The organism is Microbacterium paludicola, assembly GCF_039529675.1.
Lineage (GTDB): Bacteria > Actinomycetota > Actinomycetes > Actinomycetales > Microbacteriaceae > Microbacterium > Microbacterium paludicola.
Genome location: NZ_BAAANG010000004.1, coordinates 57,797 through 78,971, shown reverse-complemented (window position 1 = coordinate 78,971; position 21,175 = coordinate 57,797). Strand labels below are relative to the sequence as shown.

At 71.9% G+C, this 21,175-nt stretch carries 20 protein-coding genes and 1 pseudogene; 9 read left to right on the top strand and 12 right to left on the bottom strand.

All coding sequences use genetic code 11. From position 1 onward, the window contains the following. Nucleotides 1-18 precede the first annotated feature (18 nt). Both ABD161_RS04970 and glpK read left to right on the top strand, forming a co-directional pair. Entirely contained in the window at nucleotides 19-774 is a 756-nt protein-coding gene (locus tag ABD161_RS04970) for an MIP/aquaporin family protein (protein ID WP_344000248.1), read from the top strand. A 25-nt stretch (nucleotides 775-799) separates the two neighbouring features. After that, nucleotides 800-2,314, top strand: coding sequence for a glycerol kinase GlpK (gene glpK / locus ABD161_RS04965; RefSeq protein ID WP_344000246.1), 1,515 nt, complete (start codon nucleotides 800-802; stop codon nucleotides 2,312-2,314). A 70-nt stretch (nucleotides 2,315-2,384) separates the two neighbouring features. On the opposite strand, the gene ABD161_RS04960 is transcribed toward glpK, so the two are convergent. Beyond that, on the bottom strand, nucleotides 2,385-3,047 hold the full coding sequence (locus ABD161_RS04960; RefSeq protein ID WP_344000245.1) for an ABC transporter permease subunit: 663 nt from the start codon (nucleotides 3,045-3,047) through the stop codon (nucleotides 2,385-2,387). Nucleotides 3,048-3,163: 116 nt separating this feature from the next. Here ABD161_RS04960 and ABD161_RS04955 point away from each other — a divergent pair, with 116 nt between their 5' ends. Further along, the gene (locus tag ABD161_RS04955; RefSeq protein ID WP_344000243.1) at nucleotides 3,164-4,867 is read left to right on the top strand and encodes a glycerol-3-phosphate dehydrogenase/oxidase; all 1,704 of its coding nucleotides are present in this window, start codon (nucleotides 3,164-3,166) and stop codon (nucleotides 4,865-4,867) included. A gap of 94 nt (nucleotides 4,868-4,961) precedes the next feature. Further along, entirely contained in the window at nucleotides 4,962-6,806 is a 1,845-nt protein-coding gene (locus tag ABD161_RS04950; protein ID WP_344000241.1) for an alpha/beta hydrolase family protein, read from the top strand. 55 nt (nucleotides 6,807-6,861) lie between these two features. On the opposite strand, the gene ABD161_RS04945 is transcribed toward ABD161_RS04950, so the two are convergent. The 9 genes from ABD161_RS04945 to ABD161_RS04905 all read right to left on the bottom strand — a co-directional run bounded on the left by ABD161_RS04945 (nucleotide 6,862) and on the right by ABD161_RS04905 (nucleotide 17,047). Further along, nucleotides 6,862-7,503, bottom strand: a complete 642-nt coding sequence (locus ABD161_RS04945; RefSeq protein WP_344000239.1) for a bifunctional 4-hydroxy-2-oxoglutarate aldolase/2-dehydro-3-deoxy-phosphogluconate aldolase — start codon at nucleotides 7,501-7,503, stop codon at nucleotides 6,862-6,864. 8 nt (nucleotides 7,504-7,511) lie between these two features. Next, a complete protein-coding gene (locus ABD161_RS04940) occupies nucleotides 7,512-8,387 on the bottom strand; it encodes a sugar kinase (RefSeq protein ID WP_344000237.1) in 876 nt (291 codons plus the stop codon). Then, a complete protein-coding gene (locus ABD161_RS04935) occupies nucleotides 8,377-9,156 on the bottom strand; it encodes an IclR family transcriptional regulator (RefSeq protein ID WP_344000235.1) in 780 nt (259 codons plus the stop codon). The genes ABD161_RS04940 and ABD161_RS04935 overlap by 11 nt, the downstream gene beginning before the upstream one ends. A gap of 68 nt (nucleotides 9,157-9,224) precedes the next feature. Then, nucleotides 9,225-10,061, bottom strand: coding sequence for a 5-dehydro-4-deoxy-D-glucuronate isomerase (kduI, locus tag ABD161_RS04930; protein ID WP_344000233.1), 837 nt, complete (start codon nucleotides 10,059-10,061; stop codon nucleotides 9,225-9,227). Further along, on the bottom strand, nucleotides 10,061-11,146 hold the full coding sequence (locus tag ABD161_RS04925) for a glycoside hydrolase family 88 protein (RefSeq protein ID WP_344000231.1): 1,086 nt from the start codon (nucleotides 11,144-11,146) through the stop codon (nucleotides 10,061-10,063). Before ABD161_RS04925 ends, kduI (ABD161_RS04930) begins: the two co-directional genes overlap by 1 nt. Next, the gene (locus ABD161_RS04920) at nucleotides 11,136-13,904 is read right to left on the bottom strand and encodes a hypothetical protein (RefSeq protein WP_344000229.1); all 2,769 of its coding nucleotides are present in this window, start codon (nucleotides 13,902-13,904) and stop codon (nucleotides 11,136-11,138) included. Before ABD161_RS04920 ends, ABD161_RS04925 begins: the two co-directional genes overlap by 11 nt. 31 nt (nucleotides 13,905-13,935) lie before the next feature. Continuing rightward, nucleotides 13,936-14,820, bottom strand: coding sequence for a carbohydrate ABC transporter permease (locus ABD161_RS04915; protein WP_344000228.1), 885 nt, complete (start codon nucleotides 14,818-14,820; stop codon nucleotides 13,936-13,938). Continuing rightward, the gene (locus tag ABD161_RS04910; RefSeq protein WP_344000226.1) at nucleotides 14,817-15,737 is read right to left on the bottom strand and encodes a carbohydrate ABC transporter permease; all 921 of its coding nucleotides are present in this window, start codon (nucleotides 15,735-15,737) and stop codon (nucleotides 14,817-14,819) included. The genes ABD161_RS04915 and ABD161_RS04910 overlap by 4 nt, the downstream gene beginning before the upstream one ends. Next, nucleotides 15,734-17,047, bottom strand: a complete 1,314-nt coding sequence (locus tag ABD161_RS04905) for an ABC transporter substrate-binding protein (protein ID WP_344000224.1) — start codon at nucleotides 17,045-17,047, stop codon at nucleotides 15,734-15,736. The genes ABD161_RS04910 and ABD161_RS04905 overlap by 4 nt, the downstream gene beginning before the upstream one ends. A gap of 131 nt (nucleotides 17,048-17,178) precedes the next feature. On the opposite strand from ABD161_RS04905, the gene kduI (ABD161_RS04900) reads away from it, so the two are divergent. Further along, nucleotides 17,179-17,997, top strand: a complete 819-nt coding sequence (kduI, locus tag ABD161_RS04900) for a 5-dehydro-4-deoxy-D-glucuronate isomerase (protein ID WP_344000222.1) — start codon at nucleotides 17,179-17,181, stop codon at nucleotides 17,995-17,997. After that, a complete protein-coding gene (gene fabG / locus ABD161_RS04895) occupies nucleotides 17,994-18,755 on the top strand; it encodes a 3-oxoacyl-ACP reductase FabG (RefSeq protein ID WP_344000220.1) in 762 nt (253 codons plus the stop codon). Before kduI (ABD161_RS04900) ends, fabG begins: the two co-directional genes overlap by 4 nt. 44 nt (nucleotides 18,756-18,799) lie before the next feature. On the opposite strand, the gene ABD161_RS04890 is transcribed toward fabG, so the two are convergent. Next, complete coding sequence (locus ABD161_RS04890; protein ID WP_344000218.1) at nucleotides 18,800-19,075, bottom strand: hypothetical protein; 276 nt, start codon at nucleotides 19,073-19,075, stop codon at nucleotides 18,800-18,802. 1 nt (nucleotide 19,076) lies between these two features. Then, nucleotides 19,077-19,241 carry a hypothetical protein gene (locus ABD161_RS04885; RefSeq protein ID WP_344000216.1) on the bottom strand — a complete coding sequence of 55 codons (165 nt, stop codon included), beginning with the start codon at nucleotides 19,239-19,241 and terminating at the stop codon, nucleotides 19,077-19,079. Between the two features lie 53 nt (nucleotides 19,242-19,294). Here ABD161_RS04885 and ABD161_RS04880 point away from each other — a divergent pair. From ABD161_RS04880 to ABD161_RS04870, 3 genes and pseudogenes are all read left to right on the top strand, one after another. Then, nucleotides 19,295-19,594: pseudogene (locus ABD161_RS04880) on the top strand (response regulator transcription factor); the annotation flags it as partial. A gap of 46 nt (nucleotides 19,595-19,640) precedes the next feature. Then, the gene (locus ABD161_RS04875; protein ID WP_344000214.1) at nucleotides 19,641-20,087 is read left to right on the top strand and encodes a hypothetical protein; all 447 of its coding nucleotides are present in this window, start codon (nucleotides 19,641-19,643) and stop codon (nucleotides 20,085-20,087) included. Between the two features lie 23 nt (nucleotides 20,088-20,110). After that, complete coding sequence (locus ABD161_RS04870) at nucleotides 20,111-21,163, top strand: hypothetical protein (RefSeq protein WP_344000212.1); 1,053 nt, start codon at nucleotides 20,111-20,113, stop codon at nucleotides 21,161-21,163. Nucleotides 21,164-21,175 lie beyond the last annotated feature (12 nt).

The following is a 21,175-nucleotide window of genomic DNA, read 5'->3' as shown; positions in this document are numbered from 1 at the left end:
TGAAAGGTCGATGAAGACATGCAAGATGTGAATCTCGGGCTCTACTTCCTGTCCGAGCTCGTGGGCACAGCCATGCTGATCCTGCTCGGTGCGGGCGTCGTGGCGAATGCGATCCTCGTCAAGGCCAAGGGCTTCGGCACCGGGTTCCTGATGATCAACTGGGGATGGGGTCTCGCGGTCTTCGCGGGTGTCCTGGTCTCCGCATACTCCGGCGCGATCCTCAACCCCGCCGTCGGCATCGGTCTGCTGATCCGCGGCACGATCGACTTCCCCATGTTCCTCGTCGCGACCGCGGCCGAGCTCGTCGGCGCGATCGTCGGCGCGATCCTCGCGTGGGCTGCCTACAAGCAGCACCTCGATGAGGAGGAGGACCCGGGCGCCAAGCTCGGCGTCTTCTCGACGGGCCCTGCGATCCGCTCGTACGGCTGGAACCTCGTGACCGAGATCATCGGCACGTTCGTGCTGGTGTTCGTCATCTTCGCCTTCGCCGACTACGGCGACGTCGAGGTCGGCGTGCCCGGAGGCCTCGGCCCCCTGACCGCACTTCCCGTCGCGCTCCTCGTGGTCGGCATCGGCGCCTCGCTCGGTGGCCCCACCGGCTACGCGATCAACCCCGCCCGTGACCTCGGCCCCCGCATCGCGCACGCGATCCTGCCGATCAAGGGCAAGGGATCGAGCGACTGGTCCTACGCGTGGGTGCCGGTCGTCGGCCCCCTGATCGGCGGCGCCCTCGCCGCTCTCGCGGCTCCCGTCCTGCTGAGCCTCGCGTCCTGAAGTCCGAATTCAAAGGAGAATCCCCATGACTGACTACGTCATCGCAATCGACCAGGGCACGACATCCAGCCGCGCCATCATCTTCGACAAGAAGGGCTCCATCGTCTCGACGGGGCAGAAAGAGCACGAGCAGATCTTCCCCAAGCCGGGCTGGGTCGAGCACGACCCGCTGGAGATCTGGCGCAACGTCCAGGAGGTGATCGGCATCGCGCTCGCGACCGCCGATCTCACCCGCCACGACATCGCCGCGGTGGGCATCACCAACCAGCGCGAGACCGCCGTGGTATGGGATCGCACGACCGGCAAGCCCGTCTACAACGCGATCGTGTGGCAGGACACCCGCACGCAGAGCATCGTCGACCGCCTCGCCCAGGACGGCGGCGTCGAGCGGTTCAAGCCGATCGTCGGCCTCCCGCTGGCGACGTACTTCTCGGGCACGAAGATCGTGTGGATCCTCGAGAACGTCGAGGGCGCGCGCGAGAAGGCCGAGGCCGGCGACCTGATGTTCGGCACGACCGACAGCTGGGTGCTCTGGAACCTCACGGGCGGCACGGACGGCGGCGTCCACGCGACCGACGTCACGAACGCCTCGCGCACGCTGTTCATGGACCTCGAGACCCTCGAGTGGCGCGACGACATCCTCGAGACGTTCGGCGTGCCGCGCTCGATGATGCCGGAGATCCGCTCGTCCTCCGAGGTGTACGGCGCAACGGAGAGCTCCTCGCTGCTGCGCGAGACGCCCATCGCGGGCATCCTCGGCGACCAGCAGGCCGCCACCTTCGGCCAGGCGGCGTTCCAGACCGGTGAGAGCAAGAACACCTACGGCACCGGAAACTTCCTGATCTTCAACACGGGCGAGGAGATCGTCCACTCGAAGAACGGGCTGCTCACCACCGTCGGGTACAAGCTCGGCGACCAGCCGACGCACTATGCGCTCGAGGGCTCGATCGCGGTGACCGGATCGCTGATCCAGTGGCTGCGTGACCAGCTCGGGATCATCTCGTCGGCGCCCGAGGTGGAGAAGCTCGCCACCACGGTCGAGGACAACGGCGGAGTGTACTTCGTGCCGGCGTTCTCCGGCCTGTACGCCCCGTACTGGCGTCCGGATGCGCGCGGCGCGATCGTCGGCCTCACCCGCTACGCGAACAAGGGCCACATCGCCCGCGCCGCGCTCGAGGCCGTCGCCTTCCAGACCCGCGACGTCATCGACGCGGTCAACGCCGACGCCGGTGTCGACCTCACCGAGCTCAAGGTCGACGGCGGCATGGTCGCGAACGACGCGCTCATGCAGTTCCAGGCCGATGTGCTGGGCGTGCCGGTCGTCCGTCCGGTCGTCGCCGAGACCACGGCCCTGGGCGCGGCCTACGCCGCCGGTCTCGCCGTCGGCTTCTGGGCGGGCCTCGACGACCTGGCGGCCAACTGGCAGGAGGACCGCCGCTGGGAGTCGTCGATGGACGACGCCGAGCGCGACCGCCAGCTGCGACTGTGGCGCAAGGCCGTGCAGAAGTCGATGGACTGGGTCGACGACGACGTGAAGTGAGTCGCGCCTGACACGGAACGGCCCCGGGAGCGCACGCTCCCGGGGCCGTTTCGCGTCCTACCCCGCCCCCTCACTTGATCCCGGTGCCGGCGATCCCGGTCGCGATCTGCCGTTGGAAGAGCACGAAGATGATGACGACCGGGACGGTGGAGACGACACCCATCGCGAGGATGAGGTTGAACGGGACGGTCAGCTCGGCGTTGAACCGCGCGAGCGCGACCGGCAGCGTGTAGACCTCCTCGCTCTGCGCCACCACGAGCGGCCAGAGGAAGTCGCTCCATCGCCACATCACCGAGAAGATCGCGACCACCGCGAGCGCCGGGGTGCACAGCGGCAGCACGATCCGGGCGAAGATGCGGAACTCCCCCGCGCCGTCGACCCGCGCGGCCTCGATGAGCTCATCCGGGATCGACAGCATGTACTGCCGCAGCAGGAAGACGCCCGTCGGGGTCGCGGCCGCGGGGATGATGCCGAAGCGGTCGCGGATCTGCCGCTCCAGGGCGGCGCCCTTCTCGACCGGCGAGTGGATGCGGATGTCGACCAGCCCGGTCTCGCGCGCGTGGCTGATGAGGCGCGACACCGAGGAGCGCGACGTGCGCAGCTCGCGGGCGATGGCATCCATCGTGAGGTCCTGCAGGTAGTACAGCTGCGCCGCCGTGAGGGCGCGGAGGAGCTTCGGGTCGCCCGCGCGCGCCGGCGATCCGCTTCCCGCGCCGTCGATCACGTCCGTCATGCCTCGCACCCTCCTGCACATTCGTGCACTCGCCTTGCGCATCCTCCCCGGCCCGCCCAGCCTAGTCCTGAGCGCGGTGAGTCGGCCGCGCGCTTCCCCCGAGCCGAAGGAGCCCGATGAGCACGCCTGCAGCCACGCACCGCCGCGAGGAGACGATCGCCGCGATCCGCGAATCGGGCCGGGCCCAGGTGCTCGTCATCGGCGGCGGCATCAACGGCATCGCGACGTTCCGCGACCTGGCGCTGCAGGGCGTCGACGTGGTGCTCGTCGAGCGCGGCGACTTCGCCTCGGGCGCCTCGGCGGCCTCCAGCCACATGATCCACGGCGGCATCCGCTACCTCGAGAACGGCGAGTTCCGACTCGTGCACGAGTCGGTGCAGGAGCGCAACGGCCTGCTCGCCACGGCTCCCCACTACGTCAAGCCGCTGAAGACGACCATCCCGATCTACTCGTTCTTCTCCGGCCTGCTGAACGCGCCCATGAAGTTCCTCTTCAACCGCTCGGGCAAGCCCTCCGAGCGCGGCGCGCTCATCATCAAGGCCGGCCTCGTGATGTACGACCTGTTCGCCAACTCGGGCCGGGCCACGCCCTGGCACGCGTTCCGCGGCCGCTCGCGCTCGCTGCGCGAGCTGCCCCGCCTGAACCCCGGCGTGAAGTACACGGCGACCTACTACGACGCCTCCATGCACGACCCCGAGCGGCTCGCGCTCGACGTGCTCGGCGACGGCGTGCGCGCCGGCGGCCGCGCGCTCAACTACGTCGAGGCCGTCGGCCGCGACGGCCGGTCGATCGTGCTGCGCGACCACGTCACGGGCGAGGAGTTCACCGTCTCCCCCGACGTCGTCGTCAATGCGTCCGGCCCCTGGACCGACCTCACGAACGAGGCGCTCGGCGACGCGACGACGTACATGGGCGGCACGAAGGGCTCGCACATCGTGCTCGACAACCCGGAGCTCGTGAAGGCGACGGGCGGACGCGAGATCTTCTTCGAGCACGAGGACGGCCGCATCGTGCTCATCTACCCGATCAAGGGCATGGCGATGGTCGGCACCACCGACATCCCCGCCGACCCGCGCGAGCCCGCCCGCTGCACGGACGAGGAGGTGTCGTACTTCCTCGACCTCATCGCCCACGTCTTCCCCGATGTGCCCGTCTCGCGCGACGAGATCGTGTACAAGTTCAGCGGCATCCGCCCCCTCCCGAAGAGCGACGCCACCGTCGCCGGGCAGATCTCGCGCGACTACCGCGTGGAGGCCACGGAGCTCGGTGGTCTTCCCGTGCTGAGCCTGGTGGGCGGCAAGTGGACCACGTTCCGCGCGCTCGGCGAGACGCTCTCGACGCGCGTGCTCGAGCGGCTCGGAGCGCCGCGCCGCGTGAGCACGAGGGGGCTGGCGATCGGCGGCGGCCGCGACTACCCGCGCACGCTCGGCGACCGCGCCGTGTGGCTGCGCCGTCACCTCGGCGGCGAGGACGACCGCACCCGCCTGCTGCTGGAGCGCTACGGCACCAGGGCCGCCGACGTGTGGGCGCACCTGACCGCGGGCGAGGACGAGACGCTGCTCGGCGGCGAGCTGTCGACGCGCGAGCTCGACTGGATGGTGCGCGAGGAGCACGTGGTGCACCTGGCCGATGTCGTGCTGCGCCGCACGTCGCTCGCGTTCACCGGCCGGGCCGACGTCGCCTCGCTCACCGTGATCGCCGACGCCCTCTCCCCCATCCTCGGGTGGGACGAGGACACGCGCGCTCAGGAGCTCGCGGACACGATCGGCCTGCTGCGCGAGGAGCACGGCGTCGATCTCCCCGACTACGCCACGCGCTGACGCCCGTGACGTGACCCGCCCGCTCCATGCGGTCGGGTTTCTCGCGAGCGCTGCCGCTCGCATCCCTTACACCCGATGAAGGAGTCCCCACCCCATGACAACGATGTCACGCCGTCGCAACAGCGCGCTCGTGATCCTGTCGCTCCTGCTCTGTCTGATCTCGGCCGTCGGTGCCGCGATCGTGCAGACCGGCGGCGGTTCGACCGAGGTCAAGGACCTGAAATGGGAGACGAGCTCGGGCCGCGCCATGAACGCGCTCCTGTTCGTCCCCGAGAACGCGACGGCCGATGAGCCCGCGCCGGCCGTCGTGGTGAGCCACGGCTGGTGGAACAACCGCGAGATGCAGACCGCGAACTACGTGGAGCTCGCGCGCCGCGGATTCGTGGTGCTGTCGATCGACATGTACGGCCACGGCAACTCCGACCCGCTGCCGGCCGATGAGCTGGCCGTGGGCGGCACCGGCATGTACGACGCCGTGAAGCTGCTCGCCGACCTGCCCTATGTCGACGTCGACCGCATCGGCGTCGAGGGGCACTCGAACGGCGCGCGCGCCGCGAACTTCTCCGTTCAGCTCGACAACGAGGCGGACGAGCAGCTCATCTCGTCGGTCATGCTCGTCGACAACGAGGCGTTGTACACGGACGAGGACGGCGCGTACACGAACATCTACGGCTCGCGCGACGTCGGGCTCGTCGCCGACCAGTACGACGAGTTCTTCTTCCGCTCGTACACTGCCGAGGGCGCCGTCGCGACCACGCCGCGCGAGTTCGCGGGCACGCCCAACGCGCAGTCGTTCCTGCACTTCGGCGAGGACCCCGAGGGGCTCGACGAGCGCGTGCCCGACGAGTACTACACCGAGACGATCGACGGCGAGGAGGCCGTGCGCTTCCTCAGCACGCCGGCGCAGACCCACCCGTGGAGCACGCAGTCGAAGTACACCACCGCGGATGTCGTGGGCTTCTTCGACACCACGCTGGGCGCCCCCAACCCCATCGAGCCCACCTCGCAGGTGTGGCAGTGGAAGGAGCTGTTCACGGCGCTCGGCCTGATCGGCTTCGGCATGTTCCTCGTCGTGTTCACACGCGAGCTGCTGTTCACGCGCGCCTTCGCGGGCCTGCGCGACGAGGTGGCCCCGGCCGAGAAGACGACCGCGAAGGGCCTCGCCTGGTTCTGGGGCGGCCTCGTCGTGTCGGCCGCGATCTCGGCGCTGTCGTACGTGTGGCTGAGCCAGCAGTCCTGGCTGACGGGCATCGTCCACAACGCCGTGCCCAACCCGGTGCCCACCGGCTCGGTGTTCTTCATCGCCGTGTGGGCCGCGGTCAACGGCGTGGCGGCGATCGCCATCATGCTGCTGTCGTACTTCCTCTACGGCCGCAAGGCGGGCCAGAGCCCGCGCGCGCTCGGCATCTGGCCGGGCTGGAAGCGCCTGCTGCAGAGCGTGGGCCTCGTGGCCGTGGCGACGACGGCGACCTTCCTGCTCGTGTTCCTCGCGGACTACTTCTTCAAGACCGACTTCCGCCTCTGGGTGCTGGCCGTGAAGGTGTTCCCGCAGGACAAGATCTGGTACGGCCTGTTCCTGGTGCCGCTGTTCCTGATCTACTTCGTCGCGAACTCCGTGTCGATCAACGTGTTCAACCGGTTCACGCTGGCCGGCCGCGAGTGGGTGAACACCGCCGTGCTGGCGCTGTTCAACTCCCTCGGCCCGATCGTGCTCGTGCTGCTGCAGTACCTCACCTTCTGGGTGACGGGCGACCTCGTGCCCGGCTTCGGCGGCATCTACAGCATCTGGCTGTTCCCGGTGGTCGTGATCCTGGCGTTCACGGCCGTCGTCACGCGCAAGATCTACCGCGAGACGAACAACCCGTACATCGCCGGCATCCTCAACGCCGTCGTCGTGTCGATCGTCTCCGTGTCGAACTCGCTCGTCATGACCTACTGATCCGCCCCAGCGAACGGCCCCGGAGTCTCGGCTCCGGGGCCGTTCGCGCACCGGTTCAGGGGCGGGCGCGCTCCAGCGCGTCGCGGAAGAGGCGCGCGCGGCGGGTGACCTCGTGGGTGTCGCCGGCGGCCAGCGCCGAGGCGGGGACGAGGTCGCCTCCCGCGCCGACGGCCACGGCGCCCGCCGCGAACCACTCCGCCAGGTTCTCGGGCGTCACGCCGCCCGTGGGCATGAGCGGCACGTCGGGGAACGGCCCTCGCAGCGCCCGGAGGAACGACGGGCCCACCGCCGAGGCCGGGAAGATCTTCACGACGTCGACGCCCGCCGCCGTGGCCGTCATCACCTCCGTGGGCGTGAGCGCGCCGGTCATGGCGACGGCGCCCGTGGCGCGCATCTGCGCGGCGAGCGCCGGGACGGTGCCGGGGCTGACGAGGAACGCCGCGCCGGCGTCCGCCGCCTCGCGCGCCTGCGCCGCCGTCGTCACGGTCCCCGCGCCCACGTACGCGACGTCGCCGTGGCGCCGGATCGCCTCCGCGATCACGGCCGCGGCGTCGGGCGTGGAGTACGTCACCTCGATCCCGATGATGCCGCCGCGCACGAGCGCGTCGATCGCGTCGAGGGCCGCGGCGGCGGCGGGCGCGCGCAGCACCGCGAACACCCCGGCGTCGCGTGCCCGGATCAGTCGATCCTCTGCCATGGTCTCCCCTACATGTCCCGTGTGCTCGACAGCGCGATGGCGGCGCACTCGTGCCCTCGTCGCAGGCTCTCTCCCGTCGGCGCGTCGTCCAGCACGCCGGAGAGGAAGCCCGCCGCGAACGCGTCGCCGGCCCCCACCGGCTCGACGACGTCGACGCGCGGCGCGGCCTCGAAGATGCGCGCGCCGCGCGCGTAGGCCGTGGCACCCACTGCGCCGTCCTTCACGACGAGCGTCGCCGGGGTGTCGAGCAGCGCGCGCACGTCGTCGGCGTCCCGCGTGCCCCACAGCCCCTCGGCCTCGTCGAGCCCGACGAACGCGATGTCGGCGCGGCGGGCCAGGTCGCGCAGCACGGGGGCCGCGCCCGCGGCGTCCCACAGCGGCGCGCGGTGGTTGACGTCGAAGCTCACGGGAACGCCCGCATCGCGCGCGGCGTCGAACGCGGCCGACAGCAGCGCGCGGCAGCCGGGCGAGAGCGCGGCGGTGATGCCGGTCACCTGCAGCAGCGCGACCTCGCCCCAGTCCACGCCGGCGAGCAGGCGCGCGTCGGCGTGCGACCCGGCCGACCCGGCACGGTAGTAGTGCACCCCGCCGCCGGGGTCCTTCACGTACAGGCCCGTCGGGTGGGCGTCGTCCCACTCGATGCGCGTCGTCACGCCGACGGCGCGCAGCGATCGCGCGATGCGCTCCCCTATCGGGTCCCGGCCAAGCCGACCGAGCCAGACGGCGTCGTGCCCGAGCGCCGCCAGCCGCGCCGCGACGTTCGACTCCGCGCCGCCGGGCTCCATCCGGAACAGGTCGGCGTCGACGACGGGCTCGCTGGCGACCGGCGCGATCACGGCCATCGTCTCGCCGATGCACAGCACGGGCCGGCGGTCAGCGGGCATCGTCCCGCGCCTCGCCCGTGTAGCCCAGGCTCGCGCTGATGCCGCGCGCGGCGCGCATCACCTGCTCCGACACCTCGCGCAGCCGGGAGATGGGCAGCTCGAACTCGAGCGCCGAGATGCTCACGCCGCCGATCGCCCTGCCGGACGAGTCGAGCACCGCCGCGCCGATGCAGCGCAGGTTCGCCTCGTTCTCGCCGTTGTCGATCGCCCAGCCCCGCTGCCGCGTGGCCCGCAGATCGTCGAGCAGCGACGCGACCGTCGTGTGGGTGGCCTCGGTCACGCCGCGCATGCCCGTGCGGTGCATGATCTCGGCGACCTCCTGATCCGACCGCGCGGCCAGCACGGATTTGCCGATCGAGGTCGAGTGCAGCGGCACGAGGCCTCCCACGCGCGAGACCATGCGGTACGAGCCGCGGCCGTCGAGCTTGGCGGCGTACATGACGGCGTCGTGCTTGACGAGCCCGAAGTGCACGGTCGCCCCGGTCGCCTCGCGCAGCGCCTCGAGGTGCGGCCTGGCCTGCCTGTTGATCTCGGCGTCGTCGCTCAGCAGCCCCGCCAGCGCCAGCATGCGGCGCCCCGGCCGGTAGCGCTTCGCGTCGTCCTGGTACACCCAGCCGTTCGCCACGAGCTCCGAGAGGATGCGGTGGACGGTGCTGTTGGACAGGCCCGTCGCCTTCGCGAGGTCGGACAGCCGGTCGTTCGAGAGCACGGCCTCGAGCACCGCCAGCCCCTTCGCGAGGGCGGACGCCGGCCCGGTCTGATCGCTCATCCCCACCATTCTCGTGCCGGGCTCCCTCTCCGCGGCGCCGCGTGCGGCGATGCCGTCGCGTGCGGCCATCAGCGGATGCCGGCGACGGGGATGCCCTCTGCGTCGTCGTACGTCGCGTTCTCACCGGACGTCGCCCACACGAAGCTGTAGGAGCCCGTCCCGGCGCCGAAGTGCATCGACCAGCTGGGCGAGACGACGAGCTCGCGATCCGCGACGACGAGATGGCGGCTCTCGTCGGGCTCGCCCATCACGTGGAACACGCGGTCATCGGGCTCCAGGTCGAAGTAGAGATAGCACTCCGTGCGGCGGTCGTGCGTGTGCGGGGGCATCGTGTTCCAGACGCTCCCGGCATGCACCGTGGTGAACCCGAAGGCGATGTTCGCGCTGGCGGTGCGCCCCTCGATGACGCACTGGTGCAGCGTGCGGCGATTGCCCGAGGCCGCGTCGCCGAGCTCGACGATGTTCATGCGCTCCCGCGTGATGAGGGTGTTCGGGTGCGCGGCGTGCGCGGCGGCCGTGAACACGTAGAACGCGGCGGGATCGGACGGATCGTCCGACGCGAACGTTACGTCGCGCGTGCCGCGCCCCAGGTACAGCGCCGTCGTGTGGGCCAGCGCGTACGTCTCGCCGTCGGCGGTGACGGTGCCGGGACCGCCCACGTTGAGGATGCCCGCCTCGCGGCGCTGCAGCAGGTGCTCGGCGCGCACCTGGTCGGGCAGCGGCAGGGCGATCGGCTCGCGCTCGGGCACGATGCCGAAGGCGGCGATGCGGTCGTGGTGCGTGTAGACGCCGTGGGCCTCGCCGGGGACGAACAGCCCCTCGGCGAGGAACGCGCGCCGCAGCTGCGCCGTGTTCATCGCGGCGGTCGCCTCGGGGCTGTGCGCGTAGAGCGTGCGGATGTCCATCAGTTCCCTCCCTCGTGGGTCTCGCGCCAGGCGGCCAGCGCCTCCATGGCGAGGCCCTGGCCCCATGGCTGCGGCCGATCGTCGCGGATGACCGAGTAGCCGAACGGGATCAGCTGCAGGATCGTGCCGGCGCTCACGCGCGTCAGCACGCCGTCGTCGACGTACGCGACGGCGCCGAGCACGGCGCGCTCGCCCGCCGAGCGCAGGCGGGCGTGGCGCTCGGCCCCCAGCCGCTCGGGTCCGAGCGCCGCCGCGGCGCGCAGCAGCGCCGCGCCGAGCCCGGCGGCGGCGGACGTCTCGAGGATGCCGCGCACCTCGACGGGCGAGTCGACGAGCACGTCCCACACCCCGTGATCCGGCTGCAGCGCGGCGACCGCCTCGAGCAGCGGCACGAGGCGCTCGGCCACGGCGGCGCTGCCCGTCGCGGCGAGCAGGTCGGCGCCCGCCAGCGCGAACCACGCGTTGGCGCGGCCCCAGTGGCAGTCGATCCGCACGCCCTGATTCGTACCGTGCACGAGCAGGGCGCTGTCCGGGTGCTGCAGCAGGTCGGCGTGACGCAGCCACTGCTCCTCGGCCTCGCTCACGAGCTCGGGCCGCGCCAGCGCGCGGCCGGCGCGCAGCAGGAACTGGCCCGCCATGTACACCGTGTCGGCCCACACGCCGCCCGGCCAGTGCTCGAGTGCGCCGTTGGGGGCGCGGGTGGCCTCGGGCGCCCGCTCGTACCAGGTCAGGCAGGCCTCCAGCAGCGCCGCCGTCTCGGGCCGCGGATCGCGCGCGTGCAGCTCCGCGAGCGCGGCGCCGGGCGCGAGGTTGTTGACGTGCTCGAGGACGGGAGGCGCGGCGAGGTACGGATCCATGAAGGAGCGCACCCACTCCGGCGCCCGCTCCCCGCGGGCGTCGGCGAGCCGGAGCGCGGCGAGCAGGCACACGCCCTCGCCCCAGAACCAGCGGGTCATGCCCCACGCCGCGGTCTCGCGCTGGAGGGCGTCCTCGATGCCCTCCCGCGAGGCGAGGAACGCGGCCGGGGTCAGCGGCGTCCGCGGCGCGGCCGCGAGCTCGGCGGAGGAGAGGTCTTCACCGGCCATCGCGCGCGATCACCTCCCGCGTGGCGGCGAGGGCGCCGGCGATGTCGAGCTCCAGCTCGGCACCGCCCCACGACACCGTCGCCCTGTCCTGCCCGAAGCCGAGGGTCACGGCCGGATTGTCGAGGTGCGGCTCGGTCTCCGGCACGCCGCCGGCGAAGCCGGCGGGCGCGTCGTCGACGAGGAAGGGACCGTCGAAGGTCAGCTCGAGCGCCGGCGCGTCGACGCGGCGCCAGCTGACGCCCGGGTCGTGGTCGCCCTCGGGGTTCCACACGAGCTCGCCGTCCTCCAGGCGCGACGCCCACTCCTCGAACGGCCCGTCCTTCGCGGCGCGCCCGACCACGGCGACCCACGCCGAGCCGCCCGCCATCGGCAGCCACTCCTGCTCCGCCGTGTCGCCGTGCGACATCACCCGCACGCCGCCCTCGGTCGCGACCGCGACGTACCCGTCGCCGCGCCGGCCGAAGAGCCACTCGTCGCCCACGAGCACCTCGTCGAACTGCGCGACGGGGAACCACAGGTGGGTCTGCGGGCGCGGATCGGTGGTCGTGAAGCGCTGCACGTGCACGAGCGCCTCGCGGTGCTGGTGCACGCGGCCGAGCACCCGGTGCCCCGCCCACCCGTTCGGACGCGCCGCCGAGCCGGTGTCGGCGTTGGCGGGATGCGTGACGAAGACCTGCAGCTCGCGGCCGAGCGTCGCGCCCCACAGGTGCTCCTGCAGGCCCGGCAGCCCCGAGCGGTAGTCCTGCACGCTCGCGAGCATGACGTCCGGGGTGCGGAAGACGCGCAGGTCCGAGCGGTACGGGCGATCCAGCAGGTCGCGCTCGAACGCCAGCGCACCGCGGTACACCTGCCGCCCGTCCCATTCCTCCGGCTCGCGGGCGGCGAGCTCCCGCACGACGGCGGGCACCTCGTAGCGGCGCGCGAGCGCGAGCGCCGTGACGGGCAGCACGGCGTCGTTGAGCGTGCCGACGCCGCCGATCAGCCGCAGCAGCGGCGAGGTCTCCTCGTACCGGCTGCTGCGCAGCGTGTGCACGTACGAGCGGCCGTGCGCCGCGCCGTGCACCCCGCGCCACGAGTTGCTCGTGAGCGTGACGAGCACCTTGTCGAGCAGCGTGCGCGCCGCCGAGGCCAGCGCGGCATCCGCGCCGAGCTCGATGAGCGCGGCCAGCGCGTACGAGTCGATCGCGAGATACGCGTTCGAGTCGAACTCGCTGAAGCCGCCCTCGAGCTTGCGCGCGATCCACGCCGCCGCGCGCGCCCTGCCCTCGCGGGCGTGCTCGGCGCCGGTCCGGCCGTCGACCGGGAAGACGTCGTCCGGGAACGCCTCGCCCGCGAGCGTCTGCGCCGTGTGCCACACGAACTGGTGGTTCTCGGTGAAGTAGCACATGGCGTCGAGGCCGGGCTGGGTGATCCAGTACTTCATGCCCGTCAGCTCGGCCCGCACCTGCGTGCGCAGGTCGCCGTCCCACGCCTCGGCGGGGATCCAGTGCCACGCGAACAGCAGCGCGATGACCTCGAAGTCGGCGCAGTCCCCGCGCGTGACGACGCGGTGGCGCGCGGAGGCGAGGTCGGCCGCCGTCACGCGCGTGCCCGGGTCGAGCGCGTGGCGCGCAAGCACGCCCGCCACGCCCGCCTCGCGGACGTCGTCGCCGCCGCCGCTCACGTGCGTGAGCACCTCGCGGCGCCACTGCTCGGGCGTGCCCGTGCTGGCCTCGCGGCTGTCGCGCGGCAGGTGCGCCACGCGCAGCCGCACCGTCTGCGGGCAGCGGTCGTCGTCCAGCCCCACCTCGACGATGGACTCGCCCGTGCTGAGCATCGAGGCGCCGGCCGAGCGCGCGACGTCCGCGCCCTCGTCCTCCTCCTCCTCGGCGCCCACCAGCGAGTACCGCGCGTGCCCGTCGGCGTCGGTCGTCACCCGCTGCCAGGCGCCGTCGCCCACGCGCACCCGCAGGGCCACCCCCGGGGGCGCGCTCAGCACGCCCGCGTCGCCCTCCTGCGCCCAGCTCGTCGACGCGACGCGCGAGAGCACCGTCTCGGCCAGCCGCGCCGCCGTCTCGTCGGCGCCCTCGGAGGGGATCACGACGCGCACCGGGAGCCCGACCACGCGCAGGCGCGCCACGTGCCTCACCTCGCGGAACGCGACCTGCCAGGTGGCCAGGTGCACGGTCGTGGCGCGCGAGTGCAGGCGCACGCGCACGCTGTGCACCTCGGGCTCCATGTACGACACCGTGCCGCCCCGCAACACGACCTCGCCGTCGACCCACAGCACGAACGGCCCCGTCGTGTGCAGCTCGAGCGTGCGCCACTCCGCCTGGTCGACCTCGAGCACCGTCGCGGCGATCGCGGCGCGGTACTCGGGCGTGAAGCAGAACGCCGACCAGTCGAGCAGCCCGTCCCATCCGGTCCGCACGCGGCGCCACGCGCCCTCGTGCGTGGCACCGAACGACCGCCAGGCGATGGGCCGGCCCTCGCCGATCGCGGGCAGCGGCTGATCGGTGTCGATCGCGTGCGCCGCCAGGATGCGCTCCTTCAGCGGCCCCACGTCGGGGCCCTGCGTGAGCACCCAGCGCCCCTCGTCCGCGGACGGCAGGCCGTCCGAGAAGCGCTCGTCGCGCCACGGCGAGCCGTCGGAGGGGAGGAAGTCGGCGAGGTCGTCGCACGGCAGCGCCCAGGCGGGCGACACGAGCCAGTCGCGGACGGTGCCGTCGGCGTCGGTGACGTGCACCGTGCGGCCGGTGCGGGCGGGAAGGGATGTCATAGGTCCTCGAGGGTGGAGCGGTGGGAGGGGATCACTTGATGCCGGTGTTGGCGATGCCGGTGGCGATCTGCCTCTGGAAGATGAGGAAGATGATCAGCACCGGGATGGTGGAGACGACGCCCATCGCGAGGATGAGGTTGAAGGGCACCGTCAGCTCGGCGTTGAAGCGGGCCAGCGCGACCGGGAGGGTGTACACGGCCTCGCTCTGCGCCACGACGAGGGGCCACAGGAAGTCGCTCCAGCGCCACATGACGGAGAAGATCGCCACGACGGCCAGCGCGGGCGTGCACAGGGGCAGCACGATCTGCACGAAGGTGCGGAACTCCCCCGATCCGTCCACACGGGCGGCCTCGATCAGCTCGTCCGGGATGGAGAGCATGTACTGGCGCAGCAGGAACACGCCCGTCGGCGTGGCGGCCGCCGGGATGATCATGCCCCACAGGGTGTTCACGAGGCCCAGCGAGGCCACCACCTGGTAGACGGGGATGAGGATCACCTGCAGCGGGATCATGATCGTCGCGAGCGTGAGCAGGAACAGCAGGTTCTTGCCGCGGAAGTTGTACTTCGCCAGCGCGTAGGCCGCCATCGAGTTGATGGCGAGCGTCAGCACGGTGGCCGCGATCGTGACGATCACGCTGTTGCCGAGGTACTGCACGAAGTTGAAGCGGCTGAGCGCCTCGGTGTAGTTGCCGAGCCCCCACGACTCCGGCAGCAGCGCCGGCGGCCGCTGCGCGAGCTCCGTGGGCGTCTTGAACGAGCCGAGGAACATCCACAGCAGCGGGATGAGGCAGGCCAGCGCGCCCGCGGTGAGCACGACCACCCGCAGGGCGTCCGAGAGCCTCACCGGCTTGCGGCTGATCGATGTCCAGGTGCGCTTGGGCGCCGTGCCGGTGGTGATGAGACGCGTCTCGCTCATACCGCTTCCCTCCTGCGGCTCACGATCCAGTTGACGATCGTCAGCGCGAACACGACGAGGAACAGCAGCACGCCGCCCGCGGTCGCGATGCCGAACCGGATCGGCGACTGGAAGCCGTTCTCGTAGATGTACTGGACCATGAGCATGGTCGCGCCGACCGGCCCGCCGCCCGTGAGGGTCCAGATGAAGTCGAAGGACTGGAAGCCGTGGATCGTGGCGAGCACGACCACGACGACGATGCTCGGCTGCAGCAGCGGCAGCGTGATCACGCGGAACTGGTCCCAGCTGGTGGCGCCGTCCATCTTCGCCGCCTCGTACAGGGCGGGATCGATGGACTGCAGGCCGGCGAGCAGGATCAGCATGTAGAAGCCGACCTGCATCCACACGCCCACGAGCACGACGGCGACCATGGCCCAGAACCCGTCGACGAGCCACGGCACTCCGGGCACGCCGATCGCGCCGAGCGCGGTGTTCACGAGGCCGTTCTCGCGCTCGAGCATCCAGTTCCAGATGAGGCCGACGACCACGGGCGAGACGAGCACGGGGATGAAGAAGACGGCGCGGAAGAACGTCTTGCCGCGCCCCTGCGCGTTGACGAGCACGGCGATCGCGATCGCGGCGGCGGTCGCCAGCAGCACGTAGGCCACCGCGAACACCGCCGTGTTGCGCGCCACGGTCCAGAACTCGGCCGAGGTGAGGATCTGCTCGTAGTTGCCGAGGCCCTCCCAGCGGAACGTGCGCCCGTTGCTCGACGAGTACAGCGACATGTTGAAGCCGTTGAGCGCCGGGTAGATCGTGAAGATGGCGAAGATCGCCATGTTCGGGATGAGGAACAGGTACGGGGCGATGCGGATGCCCCACCCTCCCGGCCGCCGCGTGCGCGGCGGCCGGGAGGTGACCAGTGCGGCAGTGGTCACGACGTGGTTTCCTCCACGAGCGCGTCGATCTCGGCGCTCAGGTCGGTCAGCGCGGTGCGCAGGTCCTTCTGGCCGGCCACGACGGTCGAGAGCTCGTCGACGAGCGCGGTCGCCGACGCGCTGAACGCCGGGTGCCCGTTGGACTCGAAGCCCTCCTCGGGCGTGTCGACGAGGTCGGCGAGGAAGACGTCCATCGCCTCCTGGGCGGCCTCGTCCGGGTAGGTGACGCCGCTCTCGGAGAGGTCGACGCGGGTCGGCAGCTGCCCACCCACCGTCACGAACGTCTCCTGCTGCTCGGCGTCGTTCATGAAGCGGATGAACTCGGCCGCGAGGGCGGGGTTCTCCGACTGCTCGAACGCCGCCATGAACTTGCCGCCGGGGAACCCGCCGCACTCGGTCTCGCACGGGTTGGGCACGACGGTCCAGTCGAACTGGGCGTTCTCGACGAACTGGGCGACCTGCCAGTTGCCGGAGAGGTAGATCGGCGTCTCGCCCGCGAGGAAGATCTCGTTGGCGCCCTGGTAGCGCGATCCCGATCCCAGCCAGAAGTCTGCCGGCATCTCGCCGTTCGCCATCATGTCGACGATCGGCTGCAGCGCGGCCTCCGCCCTGTCGATGTCGAGGGCGTTACCGTCGTCGTGCAGCAGGTAGGTGCCGTACTCGCTCAGGATGGTGGAGAGGCGGTGGCCCGACTTGTCCATCGCGAAGGCGTAGGGCACGCCCGTGGCCTCCTTGACCTCCTGGGCCGCCGAGAGCATCTCGTCCCACGTCCACTCGGTCGGGACCTCCACGCCGGCCTGCTCGAACAGGTCGACGTTGATGAACGGGCCGTTCATCGTCAGGTCGCTCGGCACGGCGATCATCTCGTCGTCGTCGTTGAGGACGGCACTCGTCGGGCCCGGCAGGAACTGCTCGCGGTAGTCCTCGCCGAGGTACGGGTCGAGCACGAGCAGGTCGTCGCGGAAGTCGGTCAGGCCCGTGAGGCGCACCACGTCGGGCGGGTTGCCGCCCGAGAGGCGGTTCAGGGTCGAGGTGACGAGGTCCGCGTACGGCAGGATCTCGAGCTCGACGGTGACGTCGTACTCCTCCTCGAACTCGGCGATGAGCTGGCGCGTGCCCTCCTCGTCCGGCCCGTCGGTGAAGTACATGTACTCGAGCGCGAGGCCGGCGAAGTCCTCGGGCGCGAGCGTCTGCACGTCCTGCGGCTCGTCCCCCTCGCCCTCGAGCTGCCCCGGCGCGCAGCCGACCGCAATGGCGGCGACCGACGCCAGCGCGAGCGCCGGCAGCGCCCGCATTCGTTTCCGTGCCACGGATCCTCCTTGATCGGGTTCTCGGTCTTCGAGAACTGGTCGATGACATGTCCCACCATAATCAATAGAATTCCCGTAGATAGGAAACGTTTTCCGCGTGGCGGAATTAGCGGCAGGGAGAGACGCCTGATATGACCTTCACAGAGCTGTGGAGCACGCATCCGAACGACCTCGGATTCCTGGACGAGCAGCACCTGCGCGACCGCTTCGTCGTGCGCGACCTCTTCCGCCCCGGAGAGCTGTCCTTCGCGTACGCGCACGATGATCGCCTGCTCATCGGCGGCGTGCGCGTGCAGGGCGAGGAGGTGCCGCTCGAGGCGCCGGACGCGCTGCGCGCGGAGCACTTCCTCGAGCGGCGCGAGCTGGGCGTCGTGTGCCTGGACGGATCCGTGGAGGTGACGGCCGACGACGAGAGCTTCTCGATGGGCGGGCACGACGTGCTCTACCTGCCGATGGGCACGCGCCGGGTCGCGTTCCGCGGCGACGGCACCCTCTACCTCGTCTCGGCGCCCGCCCACCGCGCCGGCACCGCTGCCCTCGCGGCGCGCGACCACGTCGAGGCGCTGCACCTCGGATCGGCGGAGCAGGCGAACGAGCGCACGATCCGCAAGTACATCCACGCGGACGGCATCGCCGCGAACCAGCTCGTGCTCGGCATCACGACGCTGGCCGCCGGCTCGGTGTGGAACACGATGCCGTCCCACCTGCACGCGCGGCGCACGGAGATCTACCTCTACGACGGGCTCGGCGACAACGTGCTCGTGCATCTGATGGGCGAGCCGGGCGCGACGCGCCACCTCATGCTCCACGACCGCGATGCCGTGGTGTCGCCGCCGTGGTCGATCCACACCGGCGTCGCCACCGGCGCGTACTCGTTCGTGTGGGCGATGGCGGGCGAGAACGTCGACTACAGCGACGTCGAGGCCGTCGAGCCGAAGGACCTGAGGTGAGCGCCGTCGACGCGGCCCGCCCGCTGGCCGGCCGCCGCGCCGTCGTCACGGGCGGCGGCGCCGGCATCGGCTTCGCGTGCGCGCGGCTGCTCGCCGAGCGCGGGGCCGAGGTGGTGCTCCTGGGGCGGGCTTCCGTCGAGGCCGGCGCGGAGTCGCTGCGGGCCGAGGGCCACGCCGTCGGCACGGTCCGCTGCGACCTGTCGGACCCCGACGAGACGCGCCGGGTCGCCGACGAGCTCGCCGCGGGCGAGCGGGTGGACATCCTCGTGAACAACGCGGGGATCATCCACCGCGAGCCCGCCGTCGACCACTCCCGAGAGGGCTGGCGGCGGGTGCTCGACGTCAACCTCGACGCGGTGTGGACCCTCACACAGGCGCTCGGCCGCGGCATGGTCGAGCGCGGCGACGGCCGCATCGTGACGATCGCGTCGCTGCTGTCGTTCCAGGGCGGCATCAACGTCGTCTCGTACGCGGCGAGCAAGCACGCCGTCGTCGGCATGACGAAGACGCTCGCGAACGAGTGGTCGGCCGCGGGGGTCACCGTCAACTGCGTCGCGCCGGGCTACATCGCCACCGACAACACCGCCGCGCTGCGGGCAGACGGGAAGCGGGGGCGCGAGATCCGCGAGCGCATCCCCGCGGGGCGCTGGGGCGAGCCGAGCGACATCGCCGGCGCGGTCGCCTTCCTCGCCGGGCCGGACGCCGCCTACGTCAACGGCCACGTGCTCGTCGTGGACGGCGGCTGGCTCGCCCGCTGACGACGGTCGTCGCGCCGCCGCCGGCCTCCCCCGGTGGCGGCGCCTCAGGTCGCGGAGGGAGCCTTCGCGGAACGGCGCAGGGCGAGGACGAGACCGCCGATCGCGATCGCGATGCCCAGCGCCATGAGGGCGAGCGCGAGGATCCAGCCGGCCTCGGCCTCCAGGAGCAGCGCGCTGACCGATTCGTTGAGCGCCATCGCCAGCTCGGGCGCCGCGAGGATCGCGATGCCGGCGACCGCGACGGCGGCGAGGAGTGCGCCCCACACGATCGCCGCCCAGCGGACGGCGGGAGTGGTGCGCGTGTCGATGTTCTCGGTCATGTCAGTCCTCGTAGGTGCGGTAGATGTCGATGATGCCGTCCTGCTGATCCAGGCGCAGCACGCGCTCGGGGGCGCCTGCCCCGCCGTCGTAGGCGAACAGCCACGTGCCGTTCGTGCGCGGCGCGACCTCGCGGCCGCTCGGATGCGCGCGGTCGATGAGCCGCACCGTGCCGGCGAAGCCGGGGGCGATCTCGACCCGCGTGTCGGCGTTGCGCGGCGCGCACGGTCGCCGAAAGCGATGCGGTCTTCTCGCCGCGCCTGGCCGGCTTCGTCATCGACGCGTTCGGTGCCGCGGCGGGCGAGACCGCGCAGGCCGACGACGAGCTCGACCGGCTCTCGGCCCGCGAGCAGGAGGTGATGCGCCTCATCGCCCGCGGCTACGCGTACAAGGAGGTCGCCGGCGAGCTGTTCATCTCGATCAAGACGGTGGAGTCGCACGTGTCGGCCGTGCTCCGCAAGCTGCAGCTGTCGTCCCGCCACGAGCTCACCGCCTGGGCGTCCGCCCGACGCCTGCTCTGACCGATCCGGCTTGCCTCCGGACGGCGGCGCCTGCCAGAGTACGGGGGTGAGCGAGACCCGCGAGGCGCCGGCGCCGCACGATGCGCGCCTGGAGCCGGCACGCCCGGTGCTGCTGATGTTCCGCTCGTTCCTCATCCGCGCGCTCGCCGCGGCGGTGCTGTACTCGTTCCTCGCGGTCGGCAGCAAGAGCCAGTGCTTCGGCGAGGCCGACGAGACGTGCATCCGGGTCGAGATCGGGCCGAGCCCGATCTTGTACCTGGCCATCGCCTTCATCGCCATCGGCGCGTTCCGCGCGGTGGACCGGCGCGCCGTCGACGCGCACGACGCCGCCCGCATGCTCACGCGGCGTCTGCGGCTCATCCTCGCGATCGTCGTCGTGTCGATCGTCGCGATCGGGCTGTGGATCGCCTACTGTCCGATCGAGGGATGGCCCCGCCCGGGCACGTGGTTCTTCCCGTTCCCCTTCGGCGCCGCCGAGCTCACGCACGTCTGACGCCCACCCGATACGCTCGTCGCATGCGGGCGGAGGCGATCATGGCGGGACCGCGCGGCCGGCGCCTCTGCTATGAGCTGCTCCGCACCGGCGAGCCGGACGACGAGGTCTCGATCGGGCTGTCCCACCTCGCGCGGGAGCATCGGGCGGCGGGCGAGACCGTGGTGATCTTCGGGCAGGGCGCGGCCGACCCGCCGCCGCCGGACGCGGCCGAGCTCGCGCGGCTCGTGCTCGCGCGCGATCTCCGCAGCGTCACCGACGTCGCCGTCACGGCGGCTCTCGTCGCCGCGGTCGACGCCGCCCGCTACTGGCAGCCCCCGGACGGCGAGGACGCCGTCGCGTCCCTCCCCGAGCTGCGCGACGCGCTGACGGAGATCGCACGGCGGGTGGCGGATCAGCCCGCGACCGGCTGGTGGTCGGCCGGCCTGAGCCCGCAGCAGTGGGCGATCGATCGCGGCGATGCCGCGGTGCCCGATCCGCGCGACGCGCGCGCCGCTCCGGAGGCGTGGCGGGCGGCGGCGGCACAGGGCGAGGCATGGGCGGAGCGCGAGTCCCCGCGGGATGTCTCGGCGTCGTGGAGCAACACGTGGTGGTCGACGCCCTCCGGCGTTCTCGCCACGACGGGCGAGATGGGCGACGGCACGCCCGCCGGGGTGCGGCTCGTCGAGGACAGCCTGGGCTGGCGGGAGGTGCGCGCGATCCCCGTGCGCGGCACCGGCCGCGTGCTCGAGATCCGGGGCATTGACGAGTGGGCCGAGCTGTGCCGGCGCCACCCGCTGGACGTCACCGCCTCGCGGCGCCACGACTGGTACCAGGCGACCGGGCGCGACGGGAGGTGGGTCATCCCCGACTGGTTGCTCGTCGCCCGCGAGTGGGACGCCGTGCATCTGCCCGTCGAGGGCTACCTCGCCTGCGCGGGCCGCGCGATCCGGGTCGACGACGAGCACTCGAGCGTGATCGCCGGGTGGTCGCCCGACACGACGTACTGGCTGACCGACGCGGCGCGCGTCACGGGCGATCCGGTCACGTGGCGGCAGGAGCGCCGCGACAGCACCTGGCGGCGAGCCGGGTCCTGAGCGCGGCCGGGC